Genomic DNA, 17,373 nt, shown 5'->3' with positions numbered 1-17,373 from the left:
CCCCGAACGAACGAGAAAGCTGAACCCAAGTGCGAATAGCGCAGTCCTGGCTGACCGAGATCCTGCAGCGTGCCACCCCGGAGTGGAACGTCACGCCCGAGGAACTCGACGCGGGATTCGTCCGGGTCGGGCTCGAGGTCGAGGACATCGAAACCCTCGAACGCATCGACAACCTGGTCGTCGGACGGGTCGCCGAGATCACCGAACTCGAGGGGTTCAAGAAGCCCATCCGGTTCTGCAAGGTCGAGGTGGGCGAAGACGAGCCCCGCGGCATCGTGTGCGGTGCCCGCAACTTCGCCGAAGGTGACCTCGTGGTCGCCGCACTCCCCGGCGCGGTGCTTCCCGGCGGGTTCGCCATCGCGAGCCGCAAGACCTACGGGCAGGTCTCCGACGGGATGATCTGCTCGGTGAGCGAACTGGGTATCGGCACCGACCACTCGGGCATTCTGGTGCTCGAACCGGGAAGTGCCGAGCCGGGCGCGGATGCGAACGAATTGCTCGGGCTCGGCGACACGGTCGTCGAACTGAACATCACTCCGGACCGCGGTTACTGCTTCTCCGCGCGCGGACTGGCCCGCGAACTCGCCTGCGGCTTCGACCTCGAATTCGTCGACCCCGCTCAGGTCACCCCGCTGCCCGCCGACGGTGGCGAGGCCTACCCGATCCGGCTCGAGCCGGAGACCGACGCCACCCGGTTCGCGGCACGCCGGGTAACGGGCATCGACCCGAACGCAGTGTCCCCGTGGTGGCTGCAACGGCGCCTGCACACCGCCGGTGTGCGCCCGATCTCCCCGGCCGTCGATGTCACGAACTATGTGATGCTCGAACTCGGCCAGCCGCTGCACGCGTTCGACGCGGCCACCCTGCAGGGCGATATCGTCGTGCGCCGGGCTCGGGCGGGGGAGAAGCTGACCACCCTCGACGGTGTCGAGCGCGACCTCGATCCCGAGGACGTCGTGATCTGCGACGATTCCGGCGTCATCTCCCTCGCCGGCATCATGGGCGGCGCCACCACCGAAGTCGGGGACGCGACCACCGACATCCTGCTCGAAGCGGCGACCTGGGATCCGCTCGCCGTGTTCCGCGGCAACCGGCGTCACAAGCTCAGCAGTGAAGCCGGGAAGCGTTTCGAGCGCACCGTCGACCCCGCCGTCGCCCGCGCCGCACTCGATCGCGCGGCAGCGCTGCTCGTCGAGATCGCCGGCGGCACCGTCGAGCCCACCCTCACCGACATCGTCGTTCCGACCGAACCCGTGTCGATCCGGATGGACATCGACCTTCCGGACCGCATCGCCGGGGTCACCTACCCCAACGGCACCGCCGCCCGTCGCCTGACCCAGATCGGGTGTGCCGTGGAGGTCGGTGTCGGCGAGGACGGGCACGGTCAGCTCGTGGTGACGCCGCCGTCGTGGCGCCCCGACCTGCGTCAGCCCGCAGATCTCGTCGAGGAAGTGCTTCGCCTCGAGGGACTCGAACAGATCCCGTCGGTGCTCCCGGCCGCTCCCGCAGGACGGGGACTGACGCCGAGCCAGAAGCGTCGCCGCGCCGTCGGCAAGGCGCTGGCATACGACGGTTACGTCGAGGTACTCGCCCCGGTGTTCCTGCCCACCGGCGTGTTCGACACCTGGGGACTCGACGCCGACGATCCGCGCCGCGTCACCACCAAGGTGCTCAACCCGCTCGAATCCGACCGCCCGGAACTGGCCACCACCTTGCTGCCCGGCCTCCTCGAGGTGCTCGCGCGCAATGTCTCGCGCGGTCAGCGCGACCTGGCGCTGTTCTCCATCGCCCAGGTGGTGCAGCCGGGTCCCGACACGGTGGCGGTCGCGCCGCTGCCGGTCGACCGGCGTCCCAGCGACGACGAGATCGCGACCCTCGAGCAGTCGCTCCCGGCGCAGCCCGTGCACGTCGGCGGTGCGCTCGCGGGAATGCGCGAGCCCGCGGGACCGTGGGGATCCGGACGTGCCGCAGAGGCGTCCGACGCCTTCGCGGCCGCGGAGACCATTGCCAGGGCCGCGGGTGTGCAGCTGGAACGGCGTGCGGCGCAGTATCTTCCGTGGCATCCTGGTCGTTGCGCCGAGTTGCTCGTCGACGGGGTGGTCGTCGGCCACGCCGGTGAGTTGCATCCGGCCGTCGTCGAACGGGCGGGCCTTCCGGCGCGCACGTGTGCTTTCGAGCTCGATCTCGACGCCCTCCCGATCTCCGAGTCGCTGCCCGCTCCGGTGGTCTCGCCGTTCCCGGCGGTGCTGCAGGATGTCGCGGTGGTGGTCGACGCGGAGGTGCCGGCGGCGTCGGTCGAGTCCGCGTTGCGCGCGGGTGGCGGCGAACTGCTCGAAGACATCAGGCTGTTCGACGTGTTCGAAGGCGCGCAGGTGGGTGAGAACCGCAAGTCGCTCGCGTTCGCGTTGCGTTTCCGGGCGCCCGATCGCACGCTCACCGAGGACGAGGCGAGCGCTGCCCGTGACGCTGCGGTCGCTGCGGCTGCTGCCTCCGTGGGTGCCGAGATGCGTCGCTGACGTTGTCCTCGGCGGGGGCGCGCCGGGTCACGGCTCGGCGCCCCCGCTCTCGGTCCGTCCGACGTAACCTGGATGTATGAGTAGCGACGAACGGAACCACGGCCGGACACCGGAGCCCGAGACGCCGGACGAGCCTGCGCCCGACGTCACACCGGCCGAACCCGCGACTCCCACGGTGCCCGACGTGCCGCCGTCGCCGGACATCCCGGACGTGCCGCCCGCCGAGCCCGAACCGGCCACCGATCCCGGCCCCGTCGGTTCGGGGACGCGGGCGCCGACGATCGAGGAGATCACCGGGTACACCCGCGACGGCGTGCCCACGCTGGACTCGGTGCGAGAGAAGATCGAGCACCGTTCGGCGACAGCGATCGGCGCAGAGGAACTGGCGAGGGAAAGCGTGTCCGGGCGCACCCTCGACGACGAGTACGAGGCGCGGCAGGCAGCCGCGGCCGACAAGCTCGCGGAGATCCGGCGGTCGTTGCGTTCGGAATGACCCGGAACTGGGTGTGACCCAGAGCTGGATGAAATAGTTTGCATCATCGTGCATAATCAATCGTATGGGTAATTCACCGGTATTCACGGCGACGCCGCAGGCGCCGCTCCGGGTGGCCGTCGCGGGAGCGAGCGGTTACGCGGGCGGCGAGATCCTGCGCCTCCTTCTCGGCCATCCCGCGTACCAGGACGGATCACTCGTCATCGGTGCACTCACCGCCGGGAGCAACGCCGGAGCCACCCTCCGCGAATTCCATTCGCATCTGCTGCCGCTCGCCGACCGGGTTCTCGCACCCACCGACCTCGACAGCCTCGCCGGGCACGACGTCGTCTTCCTCGGCCTGCCGCACGGCCACTCCGCGGTCATCGCCGAGCAACTGCCCGAGACCACCGTCGTCATCGACTGCGGCGCCGACTTCCGGCTGACCTCCTCCGACGACTGGACGCGCTGGTACGGCACCGACCACGCGGGCACCTGGCCGTACGGCATGCCGGAACTGCCCGGCGCGCGCGACAAGCTCATCGGCGCGACCCGCATCGCCGTACCCGGCTGCTATCCCACCTCCGCGTCGCTCGCTCTCGCTCCGGCGGTCGCAGCCGGCATCGTGGAACCGTCCGTGCAGGTCGTCGCGGTGTCCGGTGCCTCCGGCGCGGGCAAGTCGCCGAGAGTCGACCTGCTCGGCTCCGAAGTGATGGGATCGGTGCGGGCCTACGGCATCGGCGGCGCCCACCGCCACACCCCCGAGATCAAGCAGAATCTCTCAGTGCTCGCCGGCACCGACGTCTCCGTCTCGTTCACCCCCGTTCTCGCACCCATGCCCCGGGGCATCCTCGCCACCTGCACGGCGCCGACCACGGCTACCGCCGAGGAAGCGCGCGCCGTCTACGAAAAGGCCTACGGGGACGAAACATTCGTGCACCTGCTACCGGAAGGGGTGCTGCCCGCCACCGGCTCGGTGATCGGGTCCAACGCCGTTCAGCTCGCCGTCACCGTCGACCCCGACGCGGGCCTGCTGATCGTGATCGCCGCGCTCGACAACCTGACCAAGGGCACCGCCGGAGCTGCGGTCCAGTCCATGAACCTGGCGCTCGGGCTGCCCGAGGCCGCCGGCCTGTCCACCGTAGGAGTGGCGCCGTGACCGATCTGACCGACAGCACCACCACGGAGGACAGCGTGGACGCCGCGTACGCACACGCCGAGGAGATCGCCGGAGGACGGCTCATCCGCACCCAGGGCGTGACCGCCCCGGCAGGGTTCCGCGCCGCCGGCATCCGGGCCGGGATCAAAGCCAACGGCAACGCCGATCTCGCCCTCGTCCTCAACGAGGGACCCGAGCTCGCCGCGGCAGGCGTCTTCACCACCAACAAGGTCAAAGCCGCTCCCGTCCTGTGGTCCCAGCAGGTCCTCACCACCGGCGCATTGCGCGCGGTGATCCTCAATTCCGGCGGTGCCAACGCATGCACCGGACCCGGCGGATTCCAGGACACCCACACCACGGCCGAAACGCTGGCCGACGCACTGAGCAACTGGGGCACCGAGACCGGCGCGGGTGAGATCGCCGTGTGCTCGACCGGGCTCATCGGCGACCGGCTGCCCATGGACAAGGTCCTCACCGGCGTGCAGGAGATCGTCCACGAACTCGCCGGAGGAATCTCCGGCGGCACCGACGCCGCCCACGCGATCATGACGACCGACACCGTCCCTAAGCAGGCGGCGCTCCACCACGCGGCGAACTGGAACGTCGGCGGCATGGCCAAAGGCGCGGGCATGCTCGCCCCGGCGCTCGCCACCATGCTCTGCGTGCTCACGACCGATGCCGTCGCCACCCCGGAACAACTCGACGCGGCGCTGCGCCACGCCAGCCGGAAGACGTTCGACCGACTCGACATCGACGGTGCCACCTCAACCAACGACACCGTCTTGCTGCTCGCCTCCGGCGCCAGCGGGGTCAGCCCCACACAGGACGAACTCGACGCCGCGGTCCTCGCCGTCTGCGACAGTCTCGCCGACCAGATGATGGCCGACGCGGAAGGTGTCACCAAACGCGTCACCGTCACCGTGCGCGGTGCCGCGAGCGAAGACGACGCGCTCATCGGCGCCCGGACCGTCGCCCGCGACAGCCTCGTGAAAACCGCGCTGTTCGGCTCCGACCCCAACTGGGGACGGGTGCTCGCCGCCATCGGGATCGCCCCGATCGAACTCGACCCGAACACGATCACCGTCACGTTCAACGGGCAGCCCGTGTGCATCGGCGGCGTCGGCGCCCCCGGTGCCCGCGAGGTGGACCTGACCGGTATCGATATCGCGCTCGACATCGATCTCGGGCTCGGCGACGCCGAGGTGTCGATCCGCACCACCGACCTGTCGCACGCGTACGTCGAAGAGAACTCGGCTTACTCGTCGTGACCGCGCACGTGACCGGAGCCGACATGGCCGCAGACCTCATCGCGAACGTGTCCGCACAGCAGAAAGCATTCGTCCTCGCCGAAGCGTTGCCGTGGCTGCAGAAGTTCCGCGACAAGATCGTCGTGGTGAAGTACGGCGGCAACGCCATGATCGACGACGACCTCAAAACGGCGTTCGCGGCCGACATGGCGTTCCTGCGCACCGTCGGCATCCACCCCGTCGTGGTGCACGGTGGCGGACCCCAGATCAACGCCATGCTGCGGCGTCTCGGGCTGGAAGGCGAATTCCGCGGCGGATTCCGCGTCACCACCCCCGAGGTGATGGACATCGTGCGGATGGTGCTCTTCGGCCAGGTCGGCCGCGAACTCGTCGGCCTCATCAACGCCCACGGCCCCTACGCCGTGGGGATCTCGGGCGAAGACGCGCGGCTGTTCACCGCAACCCGTCGCACCGTCGTCGTGGAGGGCACGGACACCGACATCGGGCTCGTCGGTGACGTCACCACCGTCGACCCCGCCGCCGTCCTCGACCTGATCGCCGCCGGTCGCATCCCCGTGGTGTCGACCGTTGCGCCCGACATCGACGGCGTCGTCCACAACATCAACGCCGACACGGCCGCGGCCGCGCTCGCCGAGGCCCTCGGCGCCGAGAAACTGGTGGTACTCACCGACGTGGAGGGGCTCTACACGAACTGGCCCGACCGCTCGTCGCTGACCTCGTCCATCGACGTGGACACGCTCGCCGAACTGCTGCCTTCCCTCGACTCCGGCATGGTCCCCAAGATGGAGGCGTGCCTGCGCGCCGTCCAGGGCGGGGTACCGACCGCTCACGTGATCGACGGTCGCCAGGCGCATTCGGTGCTGCTCGAACTGTTCACCGAGGAAGGCATCGGCACCATGGTCACCCCTGCCCGGGGCACCGGCACGCACAGCCCGACGGTGCTCCCCGTCACGGAAGGAAACGCATGACCGGCACGTCCGAGCTGCAGCAACGCTGGGCAGGCTCGCTCATGAACAATTACGGCGTCCCCAAGCTGGCGCTCGTCGCCGGCGACGGCGCGGTCGTCACCGACGCCGACGGCATGCAATACCTGGATCTGCTCGGGGGCATCGCGGTCAACAGCCTCGGCCACCGGCATCCCGCGATCCTCGAGGCCGTCACAGCTCAGCTCGGGCAGCTCGGCCACGTGTCCAACCTCTATGCCTCCGCACCGGTAGTGGAACTCGCCGAACAACTCCTCGGGCACTTCGGACACCCCGGGCGAGCCTTCTTCTGCAACTCCGGCACCGAAGCCAACGAAGCGGCGTTCAAGATCGCCCGCCTCACCGGCCGGCCGAAGATCATCGCCTGTGAGAAGGCGTTCCACGGCCGCACCATGGGTGCCCTCGCGCTGACCGGTCAGCCCGACAAACGGGCACCGTTCGAGCCGATGCCCCCCGGCGTCGAGTTCGTTCCCTACGGCGACATCGCCGCGCTCGACGCCGCGGTGGACGAGAACACCGCCGCCGTGTTCCTCGAACCCATCATGGGGGAGCCCGGGGTCGTCGTGCCGCCGGAGGGCTACCTCGCGGAAGCCCGCCGCATCACCCGTGAGCGCGGCGCGCTGCTCGTGCTCGACGAAGTCCAGACCGGCATCGCCCGCACCGGCACCTTCTTCGCCCACCAGGCAGCCGGAGTCGTGCCCGACGTGATGACCCTCGCCAAGGGTCTCGGCGGCGGTCTGCCCATCGGTGCGGTCCTCGCGACCGGGCCGGCCGCGGACCTCTTCCAGCCCGGCAAGCACGGAACCACGTTCGGTGGGAACCCGGTGTGCGCCGCCGCGGCCCTCGCCGTCCTCCGCACCATCGACGAGCAGAACCTGCTCGACCACGTCAACGCCGTCGGCAAGACACTGAGCACCGGCATCGAGTCCCTCGGGCACCCCCTCGTCTCGCACGTGCGGGGCTCCGGCCTCCTTCTCGGCATGGTCCTCACCGACACGAAGTCCGCAGCGGTCGAAGCCGCCGCGCGCGAGGCCGGGTTCCTCGTCAACGCCCCGGCGCCCGACGTCATCCGGCTCGCGCCGCCGCTCATCCTCACCGAGCGCCAGGCCGAAAGCTTCGTCGCGGCGCTACCCGCCATCCTCGACAACGCAGACCGGGAAGGGAACTGAAGCACCGTGCTGAGACATCTTCTGCGTGACGACGACCTGACTCCCGCCGAACAGAACGAAATCCTCGATCTGGCAGCGGAACTCAAGAAAGCCCCGCTGTCGCGGCGTCCGCTCGAGGGCCCCTACAGCGTGGCGGTGTTGTTCGACAAGCCCTCCACCCGCACCCGGTTCTCGTTCGACGCGGGCATCGCCCAGCTCGGCGGTCACGCGATCGTCGTGGACGCCGGGTCCACGCAGATCGGCAAAGGCGAAACGCTCGAGGACACCGCGCGCGTCTTCTCCCGGTTCGCCGAAGCGGTCGTGTGGCGCACCTTCGGGCAGGACCGCATCGAGACCCTCGCGGCGCACTCCACCGTGCCCGTGGTCAACGCGCTGACCGACACCTTCCACCCGTGTCAGGTGCTCGCCGACCTCCAGACCATCCGCGAACACAAGGGCCGCACCCACGGGCTGAAACTCACCTACTTCGGTGACGGCGCGAACAACATGGCGAACTCGCTGATGCTGGGAGGCGTCACCGCCGGCCTCCACGTCACCATCGCGTCCCCGACGGGCTTCACTCCCGACCCGGAAGTGGTCGCCGCAGCCCGCGCGCGGGCAGAGGAGACCGGCGGCAGCGTCACCGTCACCGACGATCCCCATGCAGCGGCGACCGGCGCCGACGTCCTCGTCACCGACACCTGGGTGTCGATGGGGCAGGAAGTCGACGGCAAGGACCGCGAGGCCCCCTTCCGGCCGTACCAGCTCGACGACACGCTGCTGGCACTGTCCGATCCCGCGTCGATCGTGCTGCACTGCCTGCCCGCCTACCGCGGAAAGGAGATCACGGAAGAGGTCATCGACGGACCCCGCTCCGTCGTCTGGGACGAGGCCGAGAACCGGCTCCACGCACAGAAGGCCCTGCTCGTGTGGCTGCTCGAGCAGCGCAGGAGCTGAACGTGAACACCGCGGAGGGAGCCGTCGAACGGGCCGGCAGCGCCGCCCCGACTCGGGCCGCGCGGCAGGCGCGTATCACCGCGCTCCTGGCAACCCGCGCGGTGCGCAGCCACACCGAACTCGCGGCACTCCTCGCGGCCGAAGGCATCGAGGTCTCCACCGCCACCCTCTCCCGTGACCTCGAAGAACTCGGTGCCGTCAAGCTGCGCGGCGCAGACGGGGGAGCGGGCGTGTACATCGTGCCCGAGGACGGCAGCCCCGTCCGCGGAGTGTCCGGCGGCACGGATCGACTATCCCGGCTACTCGGTGAACTGCTCGTCTCCACCGACGCCAGCGGCAACATCGCGGTCCTCCGGACGCCACCGGGGGCAGCGCACTATCTGGCCAGCGCACTCGATCGGGCATCATTACCGGAGGTGGTCGGCACGATCGCCGGGGACGACACCATTGCGGTGATCGCCCGGGAACCGATGACAGGGGCCCAACTGGCCGCCCTGTTCGAATCACTGGCCTGAACCATCACGTCGAGAGACGTACACGAAAGAAAAGAAGGAGCACAAGACAATGGCCGATCGCGTCGTACTCGCCTACTCGGGCGGGCTGGACACCTCCGTTGCCATCAGCTGGATCGGCAAGGAGACCGGCAAGGAGGTCGTCGCCGTCGCCATAGATCTCGGTCAGGGCGGCGAGGACATGGAAGTGGTGCGTCAGCGTGCGCTCGACTGCGGCGCCGTCGAGTCCGTCGTCGTCGACGCCAAGGACGAGTTCGCCGACGAGTACTGCCTGCCCACCGTGCAGGCGAACGCGCTCTACATGGACCGCTACCCGCTGGTCTCCGCGATCAGCCGTCCGCTGATCGTGAAGCACATCGTGAAGGCGGCCCGGGAGTACGGCGGCACCATCGTCTCGCACGGCTGCACCGGCAAGGGCAACGACCAGGTGCGCTTCGAGGTCGGCTTCGGTGCCCTCGCTCCCGACCTGCAGGTCATCGCACCCGTGCGCGACTACGCCTGGACCCGCGAGAAGGCCATCGCCTTCGCCGCCGAGCACAACCTGCCGATCAACGTCACCAAGAAGTCCCCGTTCTCCATCGACCAGAACGTGTGGGGACGCGCCGTCGAGACCGGCTTCCTCGAGGACCTGTGGAACGCCCCCACCAAGGACGTCTACGACTACACCGAGGACCCCACCCTCAACTGGCAGGCCCCCGACGAGCTCATCGTCTCCTTCGAAGCGGGTCGTCCCGTCGCGATCGACGGCAAGCCCGTCTCCGTGCTCGAGGCGATCCAGGAACTCAACAAGCGCGCCGGCGCACAGGGTGTCGGCCGGCTCGACATGGTCGAGGACCGCCTCGTCGGCATCAAGAGCCGCGAGATCTACGAGGCGCCCGGCGCGATCGCGCTGATCACCGCGCACCAGGAACTCGAGCACGTCACCCTCGAGCGTGAGCTCGGCCGCTACAAGCGCCGTGTCGAAGAGCGGTGGAGCGAGCTGGTCTACGACGGCCTCTGGTACTCCCCGCTCAAGTACGCGCTCGACGCGTTCATCCAGAACACGCAGGAACGCGTCACCGGCGACATCCGGATGGCCATGCACGGCGGGCACATCACCGTCAACGGACGCCGCAGCCCCGAATCGCTGTACGACTTCAACCTCGCCACCTACGACGAGGGCGACAGCTTCGACCAGTCCAACGCCAAGGGCTTCGTCCAGATCCACGGCCTGTCGTCGAAGGTCGCCGCGAAGCGCGATCTGGGCCTGTAGTCATGGCCACCCACGGCACCAACGAAGGTGCGCTGTGGGGCGGCCGGTTCGAATCCGGACCGGCCGCCGCCATGGCGGCATTGAGCAAGTCGACCCACTTCGACTGGGTGCTTGCGCCCTACGACGTGCGGGCATCCCAGGCGCACGCCAAGATCCTGCATCGGGCCGGGCTACTGAGTGACAACGACCTCGCGACCATGCTCGACGGGCTCGAGGGCCTCGCCGCCGATGTCGCATCGGGCGCGTTCGTCCCGTCGGATTCCGACGAGGACGTGCACGGCGCACTCGAGCGCGGTCTCATCGAGCGGGTCGGCCCCGAGGTGGGCGGACGTCTGCGCGCCGGGCGCTCCCGCAACGATCAGGTCGCGACGCTGTTCCGCATGTGGTTGCGCGACAGCGCGCGGCGTATCGGCGACGGTGTGCTCGATGTCGTCGAGGCCATCGCAGGCCAGGCCGCCGCGCACCCCGACGCCGTGATGCCGGGCAAGACCCACCTGCAGGCGGCGCAGCCGGTGTTGCTCGCGCACCATCTGCTCGCGCACGCGCATCCCTTGCTGCGTGATGTCGATCGTCTGCGTGACTTCGACCGGCGCACGGCTGTCTCGCCGTACGGGTCGGGCGCGCTCGCGGGCTCGTCCCTCGGGCTCGACCCCGAGGCAATCGCCGCCGATCTGGGATTCGACGCTGCCGCCGACAATTCCATCGACGCGACCAGTGCGCGCGACTTCGCCGCAGAAGCAGCGTTCGTCTTCGCTCAGATCGCGGTCGACCTCTCGCGGATGGCGGAGGAGGTGATCCTCTGGAGCACACCGGAGTTCGGGTACATCACCCTCGCCGACGCATGGTCCACCGGATCGTCGATCATGCCGCAGAAGAAGAATCCCGACGTCTCCGAACTCACCCGCGGCAAGGCGGGCAGGCTCATCGGAAACCTCACGGGCCTGCTCGCGACGCTCAAGGCACAGCCGCTGGCCTACAACCGGGACCTCCAGGAAGACAAGGAACCGGTCTTCGATTCGGTCGCCCAGCTCGAGCTTCTGCTTCCGGCGATCACCGGGCTCGTGTCGACGCTGACGTTCCACACCGAACGGATGGCCGAACTCGCGCCCGCCGGATTCACCTTGGCGACCGACATCGCCGAGTGGATGGTGCGCCAGGGCGTCCCGTTCCGCGTGGCCCACGAAGCTGCCGGCGCCTGCGTCCGGGCAGCGGAGACGCGCGGGGTGGGGCTCGAAGACCTCACCGACGCCGAACTAGCGGCAGTCGATCCCGCGCTCACCCCTCAGGTGCGTGAAGTTCTCACGGTCGAGGGCTCCATCGCGTCGCGGAACGCTCGCGGCGGCACCGCGGGAGTCCGCGTTGCCGAGCAACTCGGCAGGGTGCGCGAGACCGCGGCGGCGCTGCGGGCCTGGGTGCGGGCCTGACGCCCCTCGCGTAGGCGGGCGCCGCGCTGCGTCTGTTCCTCTTCCGGTCCCGGGCGGCATCCGAATAGCCCGGGACCGGGCGGCGTCCGAATTGCCCGGGACCGGATCACGGATATGGCAGGCTTACGCGTACACCCGTCATGTACCGGGGTCATGGGCATCGTGGAGGGAAGCGATCGTGGGACTGGACGGTAGAGCGGTGACCGGACCGATGCGTCGGCTCATCGCGACGGCGCAGAACGGTCTCGAAGTCATCCGCTTCGGGGGGCTCGAACCGGGCACCTCGTCGTCTCCGTATCAGGTCGTCGAACGGTGCGGGATGTACCGTCTCCGGCGCTATTTCCCCGACTCGGACACCGCCGCGTCCGGTCCACCCGTGGTGTTGGTGCCGCCGATGATGATGTCCGCGGACGTTTACGACGTCACCCGCGACAGCGGTGCGGTCGGTGTCCTGCACGCCGCGGGACTCGATCCCTGGGTGGTGGACTTCGGCTCGCCCGACCAAGAGGAAGGCGGGTGGGACCGCACCCTCACCGACCACATCCTCGCTCTCGACGAAATCGTCGACCGGATTCACGCGTACACCGGACGCGACGTCCACCTCGGGGGTTACTCGCAGGGCGGCATGTTCTGCTACCAGGCTGCCGCCTATCGCCGCAGCCGCAACATCGCCAGCCTCATCACCTTCGGCAGTCCCGTCGATACCCTCGCCGCACTGCCCTTCGGCATCCCCGGCCCTGTGGCGACACTCTCGGCCGATTTCCTGGCCGATCACGTCTTCAACCGTCTCGCGATCACAGGCTGGATGGCTCGTACCGGATTCCAGTTCCTCGACCCGGTCAAGACGGTGCGGTCGCGTATCGACTTCCTCCGGCAGCTCCACGACCGCGAAGCTCTCCTTCCGCGGGAGCCCCAGCGCAGGTTCCTCGACACCGAGGGCTGGGTCGCGTGGTCCGGACCCGCGGTTGCCGACCTGCTGCGCCAGTTCGTCGCGCACAACCGCATGGTCAGCGGGGGCTTCGTGATCAACGACAAGCCCGTGACGCTCGCGGAGATCACCTGCCCCATCCTTGCGTTCCTCGGAGAAGTCGACGACATCGGCCAGCCTCTCGCAGTACGCGGAATTCGCAGAGCGTCGCCGCGCGCCGAGGTCTACGAATATTCGCTCCGCGCGGGCCATTTCGGTCTCGTCGTCGGATCCGTTGCAGCGCAACAGACGTGGCCTGCGACGAGCGAATGGGTGCAGTGGAGGGAAGGGATCGGGGACCGGCCCGTCGGGGTCAGTCCCATGACCGCGCCGGAGCCGAGCGACGAGGGCGCGACCGGCGTCTCCATCAGTAGCCGGGTGGCGCACACGGTCGCCACGCTCGCCGATGTCGGCGCCGATATCGGGAAGGGGATCGCCGAGGTCGCGACCGGCGCGGTGCGCGGTGCCCGCGACCTGTCGGGCGAAGCCGCGCGAGCACTTCCGCGTCTCGCCCGCCTGGGACAGATCCAGCCCCGCACCCGTGTCTCCGTCGGCAGCCTCCTCGCCGAACAGGGGAGGAGAGGGCCTCAGCGCGAGTGCTTCATCTTCGAGGACCGGGTCTACACCTACGAAGCGGTCAACCGCCGTATCGACAACATCGTTCTCGGTCTGGTCGACAACGGCGTCCGGCCGGCGATGCGTGTCGGTGTGCTCATGAACGTCCGGCCCAGCGCCATGGCGGCGGTGGCCGCCGTCTCCCGTCTCGGCGCGGTATCGGTCCTGATCCCCCCCGGACCGGACGCGGCCGCCGCCGCCCGACTCGGCGGTGTGGAAAAACTCGTCTCCGACCCGGAAAACCTCGACCTCGCTATCGGCACGGGCCTGCCGGTTCTCGTGCTGGGTGGAGGCGACGTCCGCGACCTCGACGTCGAGCCCGGCGCCGACGTCGTCGATCTCGAGCGGACCGACATCTCCGGGGTGCACCTGCCGGGCTGGTACGTCCCGGATCCGGGCCTCGCCCGCGAATTGGCGTTCGTGCTCTTCGTGGGGAGTGGTCCGACGCTCGAAACCAAGCGGGTCACCAACTATCGCTGGGCGCTGTCGGCGTTCGGTACGGCGACCGCTGCGTCGCTCGGCCGCCGCGACACGATGTATTGCCTGGCACCGCTGCATCACTCGTCGGGCCTGCTCGTGAGCTTCGGCGGTGCATTGGCGGGTGGAGCGCGGATCGCCTTGTCGAACGGACTGGACCCGGCGAAGTTCGGGGAGGAAGTCCATCGCTACGGCGTCACGGTGGTCACGTACACGTGGTCGATGATGCGAGAGGTGCTCGACAGCCCTTCCCTGCACATCGACGCCAGTCACCCCATCCGGTTGTTCATCGGCTCCGGCATGCCGCCCGGGCTGTGGTGGCGCACCCTCGAACGTTTTGCTCCCGCGCGGGTGGTCGAGTTCTACGCGTCCACCGAAGGCGACGTGATCCTCGCCAACGTGTCGGGTTCGAAAGTGGGATCCAAGGGACGCCCGCTCCCCGGCAGCGCTGCGGTCGGTCTCGCGGCCTACGACCCGCTCACCGGACGGCTCATCGAAGACGACCGCGGCTTCGTACGCTCGTGCGCCGACGGCGAGGTCGGACTTCTCCTCGGCAAACCTGGTGCGTCCAACGAAGCGCTCGGCGACGTCATGCGCGGTGTGTTCGAACCGGGTGACGTGTGGATCGCCACCGAAAACCTGTTCCGCCGTGACGCGGACGGTGACTACTGGCTTCTCGACAACAAACGCGGGGTGGTCGTCACCGCGCACGGACCGGTGTACTCGCAGCCGGTGATCGACATGCTCGGGATGATTCCGCGTATCGATCTGGCGGTCTCGTACGGAATCACTCTGGGGGACAGCGATATCGCGGTGGCCGCGTGTACGTTGCGCGGTAAGAAGGCCCCGACGGCAGCGGAGATCACGGCCGCTCTCGACGTCGTTCCCGAAGCGGAGCGCCCCGATCTGGTGCACATCGTCCCGTCCATCCCGATCGGGCCGTCCTACCGTCCCGCCGCCGACAAGCTGCGCGAACACGGCTTGCCGACCCCGACCGTTCGCTCGTGGTACGCGGACCGGGACACCGGCACCTACAAGCGGTTCACCAAGGCGGTCGCCACGAAATGGGCAACGGGCACGGCGGGAGCCACGCCCGCCGCCCGGTAGGCTGAACCCGTTCCGTTGTGTACGAAGTCGGAAGGACCCCCGTGGCCGTCGATCCCACGCTGTTGAACATTCTTGCCTGCCCCGAGGACAAGGGGCCGCTGCTTCTCGTCGACGACACGGTTCTCTACAACCCTCGGCTGCGCCGCGCCTACCCGATCGAGAACGGCATCCCGGTGCTCCTGATCGACGAGGCCGTGGCCGTCGGTGACGCAGAACACGAGGATTACGTCACGCGGGGCGTTCCCGGCTGGACCCGAGACTGACCGACCCCGCCGCGATGAGCGCGCAGTACCTCGAATCCCTCGATCCTGTCGAGGCGGCTCGTGCGCTGCTCGGTGCTGTGGTCCGGGTAGGCGATGTCGCCATTCGGCTCACCGAGGTCGAGGCGTACGGCGGACCGGAGGACGGTCCGTGGCCCGACCCCTCCGCTCATTCGTATCGGGGGCCGAGCGCGCGCAACGCCGTGATGTTCGGACCCGCCGGCCATCTGTACGTCTACCGCAGCTACGGCCTGCATCTGTGCGCCAACATCTCGGTCGGACCCGACGGCGTGGCCGCCGCCGTGTTGCTGCGCGGCGGCGAGATCGTGGACGGCGAACAGTGCGCGAGCCGGCGACGGACCCCGGGGATGCCGTCCGACAAGCTTGCACGCGGACCCGGAAACCTCGCCGCGGCACTGGGATTGGATATCTCCGACAACGGTCTCGACGTATTCTCTCCGCGGTCGCGGGTTCGCCTCGAACTGCCCGAGCGACGGGACGACGTCGACGTGGCCTCCGGCCCGCGCGTCGGGATCAGCGTCGCCGCAGACCGGCCGTGGCGTCTGTGGATTCCGGGCTCTCCGGGGGTCTCGGCGTATCGACGGAGCCCACGGGCGCCCGCACTCCGAACACGAATGGGATGATCGAGCGGTGACTGAGCACATTCTCGACGAACTGACCTGGCGCGGGCTCATTGCCCAATCGACCGATCTCGATGCACTCCGACGCGATCTCGACGCAGGTCCGATCACCCTGTATGCCGGCTTCGATCCGACCGGACCGAGCCTGCACGCCGGTCACCTCGTGCCGCTTCTCGCACTGAAACGATTCCAGCGCGCGGGCCACCGTCCGATCGTCCTCGCCGGCGGAGCGACCGGCTTGATCGGCGATCCTCGGGACGTGGGGGAGCGCACGATGAACTCCGCCGATACCGTCGCCGACTGGGCGGATCGGATCCGGGGACAACTCGAACGCTTCGTGGACTTCGACGATTCGCCGACCGGTGCCGTCGTCGCGAACAACCTGGACTGGACGGGGCGCCTGACGGCGGTCGACTTCCTGCGCGACATCGGCAAGCACTTCTCGGTGAACGTGATGCTGGCACGCGACACCGTCAAGCGGCGGCTCGAAGGCGACGGCATCTCGTACACCGAATTCAGCTACATGCTGCTGCAGGCGAACGACTATGTGCAGCTTCGCCGCGACTACGGGTGCGCGCTCCAGGTCGGTGGCTCGGATCAGTGGGGCAACATCATCGCCGGCGTCGAACTGAACCGACGGACCGACGGAGCATCGGTCCACGCGCTGACGGTCCCGCTGGTGACCTCCTCGGACGGCAAGAAGTTCGGGAAGTCCACGGGCGGGGGAAGCCTGTGGCTCGACCCGGAGATGACCAGTCCGTACGCCTGGTACCAGCACTTCGTGAATGCCGCGGACGCCGATGTCGTCAAGTACCTGCGGTGGTTCACGTTCCTCGACCGCGAGGAACTGGCCGAACTCGAAACCGCGACGGCCGAGCGTCCCCATGCACGCGAGGCCCAGAAGCGGCTCGCGGCGGAGATGACCACGCTCGTCCACGGCGCTGCGAACACCGCAGCCGTGGAATTGGCGAGTCGCGCTCTCTTCGGGCGCGGGGAACTCGCGGACCTCGACGAGCCCACCCTTGCGGCGGCGCTCACGGAGGCCTCGGTGATGGACCTGCGTCCGGGGGAGCCCGACACCATCGTCGACCTGCTCGTCTCGACCGGTCTGTGCGAGAGCAAGGGCGCTGCGCGCCGCACGGTCAAGGAGGGCGGCGCGTCGGTCAACAACGTCCGCGTCTCGTCGGAGGAGTGGACACCGTCCGACGCAGAGCTCCTGCACGGGCACTGGCTGGTGATCCGCCGGGGGAAGCGTAATTTCGCCGGCGTTCGCGTGCACCGCAGCTGACCGCGGAGGTTCTGACTCGCTTCCGGGCCGTTGACCAGGCGATTTGACGGCCCGGAAGCGTGGGCGTAACTTAGTCCTCGTTCGAGCGACAGGGACACCCGCCCCGGACCGAGAGGTTCGGAGTTCAGTGGTGTCCTGAACGTCACTCAGAACAGCCGAAGATCGAGGAACGCACGAGTTGCGGGCCGCCGGTCGAAGGTGATAGATTGGAACGGTTGCCCCGGAGCGGGTCAGACACAGTCTGGAACGCGATGGTGTGTGCGTGTTCTTTGAGAACTCAACAGTGTGCCGATGAATGTCAGTGCCAATTATTTGGTGCGATCATCC

The 17,373-nt window shown here is 68.7% G+C and carries 14 protein-coding genes; all 14 read left to right on the top strand.

All coding sequences use genetic code 11. From position 1 onward, the window contains the following. Positions 1–29: 29 nt before the first annotated feature. The 14 genes from pheT (at position 30) to tyrS (ending at position 17,046) form a co-directional block, all read left to right on the top strand. Positions 30–2,516 (top strand): phenylalanine--tRNA ligase subunit beta, encoded by a 2,487-nt coding sequence (gene pheT, locus HF886_RS16470; protein WP_169652888.1) that lies wholly within the window; start codon positions 30–32, stop codon positions 2,514–2,516. A 76-nt stretch (positions 2,517–2,592) separates the two neighbouring features. Next, complete coding sequence (locus HF886_RS16465; RefSeq protein ID WP_169622988.1) at positions 2,593–3,009, top strand: hypothetical protein; 417 nt, start codon at positions 2,593–2,595, stop codon at positions 3,007–3,009. 64 nt (positions 3,010–3,073) lie between these two features. Continuing rightward, the gene (gene argC, locus HF886_RS16460) at positions 3,074–4,147 is read left to right on the top strand and encodes an N-acetyl-gamma-glutamyl-phosphate reductase (protein ID WP_169652887.1); all 1,074 of its coding nucleotides are present in this window, start codon (positions 3,074–3,076) and stop codon (positions 4,145–4,147) included. Positions 4,148–4,182: 35 nt separating this feature from the next. Beyond that, the gene (argJ, locus tag HF886_RS16455; RefSeq protein WP_169652954.1) at positions 4,183–5,415 is read left to right on the top strand and encodes a bifunctional glutamate N-acetyltransferase/amino-acid acetyltransferase ArgJ; all 1,233 of its coding nucleotides are present in this window, start codon (positions 4,183–4,185) and stop codon (positions 5,413–5,415) included. A gap of 23 nt (positions 5,416–5,438) precedes the next feature. Next, positions 5,439–6,383, top strand: coding sequence for an acetylglutamate kinase (argB, locus tag HF886_RS16450; protein ID WP_169623003.1), 945 nt, complete (start codon positions 5,439–5,441; stop codon positions 6,381–6,383). Then, positions 6,380–7,567 carry an acetylornithine transaminase gene (locus HF886_RS16445; RefSeq protein ID WP_169652886.1) on the top strand — a complete coding sequence of 396 codons (1,188 nt, stop codon included), beginning with the start codon at positions 6,380–6,382 and terminating at the stop codon, positions 7,565–7,567. Before argB ends, HF886_RS16445 begins: the two co-directional genes overlap by 4 nt. Positions 7,568–7,573: 6 nt before the next feature. Then, positions 7,574–8,503: an ornithine carbamoyltransferase gene (gene argF / locus HF886_RS16440; protein ID WP_169622991.1), complete on the top strand. Its 930-nt coding sequence runs from the start codon at positions 7,574–7,576 to the stop codon at positions 8,501–8,503. Between the two features lie 2 nt (positions 8,504–8,505). Next, positions 8,506–9,018 carry an arginine repressor gene (locus HF886_RS16435; protein ID WP_169622992.1) on the top strand — a complete coding sequence of 171 codons (513 nt, stop codon included), beginning with the start codon at positions 8,506–8,508 and terminating at the stop codon, positions 9,016–9,018. A 49-nt stretch (positions 9,019–9,067) separates the two neighbouring features. Continuing rightward, positions 9,068–10,267 (top strand): argininosuccinate synthase, encoded by a 1,200-nt coding sequence (locus HF886_RS16430; RefSeq protein ID WP_169622993.1) that lies wholly within the window; start codon positions 9,068–9,070, stop codon positions 10,265–10,267. 2 nt (positions 10,268–10,269) lie between these two features. Beyond that, positions 10,270–11,691: an argininosuccinate lyase gene (gene argH, locus HF886_RS16425; RefSeq protein WP_169622994.1), complete on the top strand. Its 1,422-nt coding sequence runs from the start codon at positions 10,270–10,272 to the stop codon at positions 11,689–11,691. A gap of 178 nt (positions 11,692–11,869) precedes the next feature. Continuing rightward, entirely contained in the window at positions 11,870–14,857 is a 2,988-nt protein-coding gene (locus HF886_RS16420; protein ID WP_169652885.1) for an alpha/beta fold hydrolase, read from the top strand. Positions 14,858–14,898: 41 nt separating this feature from the next. After that, positions 14,899–15,120, top strand: a complete 222-nt coding sequence (locus HF886_RS16415; protein ID WP_169622996.1) for a Trm112 family protein — start codon at positions 14,899–14,901, stop codon at positions 15,118–15,120. A gap of 14 nt (positions 15,121–15,134) precedes the next feature. After that, complete coding sequence (locus HF886_RS16410) at positions 15,135–15,761, top strand: DNA-3-methyladenine glycosylase (RefSeq protein WP_169622997.1); 627 nt, start codon at positions 15,135–15,137, stop codon at positions 15,759–15,761. Between the two features lie 7 nt (positions 15,762–15,768). Next, on the top strand, positions 15,769–17,046 hold the full coding sequence (gene tyrS / locus HF886_RS16405; protein ID WP_169652884.1) for a tyrosine--tRNA ligase: 1,278 nt from the start codon (positions 15,769–15,771) through the stop codon (positions 17,044–17,046). Positions 17,047–17,373 lie beyond the last annotated feature (327 nt).

The organism is Rhodococcus sp. 105337 (assembly GCF_012844225.1).
In the GTDB taxonomy this organism is placed as follows: Bacteria; Actinomycetota; Actinomycetes; order Mycobacteriales; family Mycobacteriaceae; genus Rhodococcus.
Note: the sequence above shows the minus strand (reverse complement) of the source record. Positions and strands in the feature narration are given on the sequence as shown.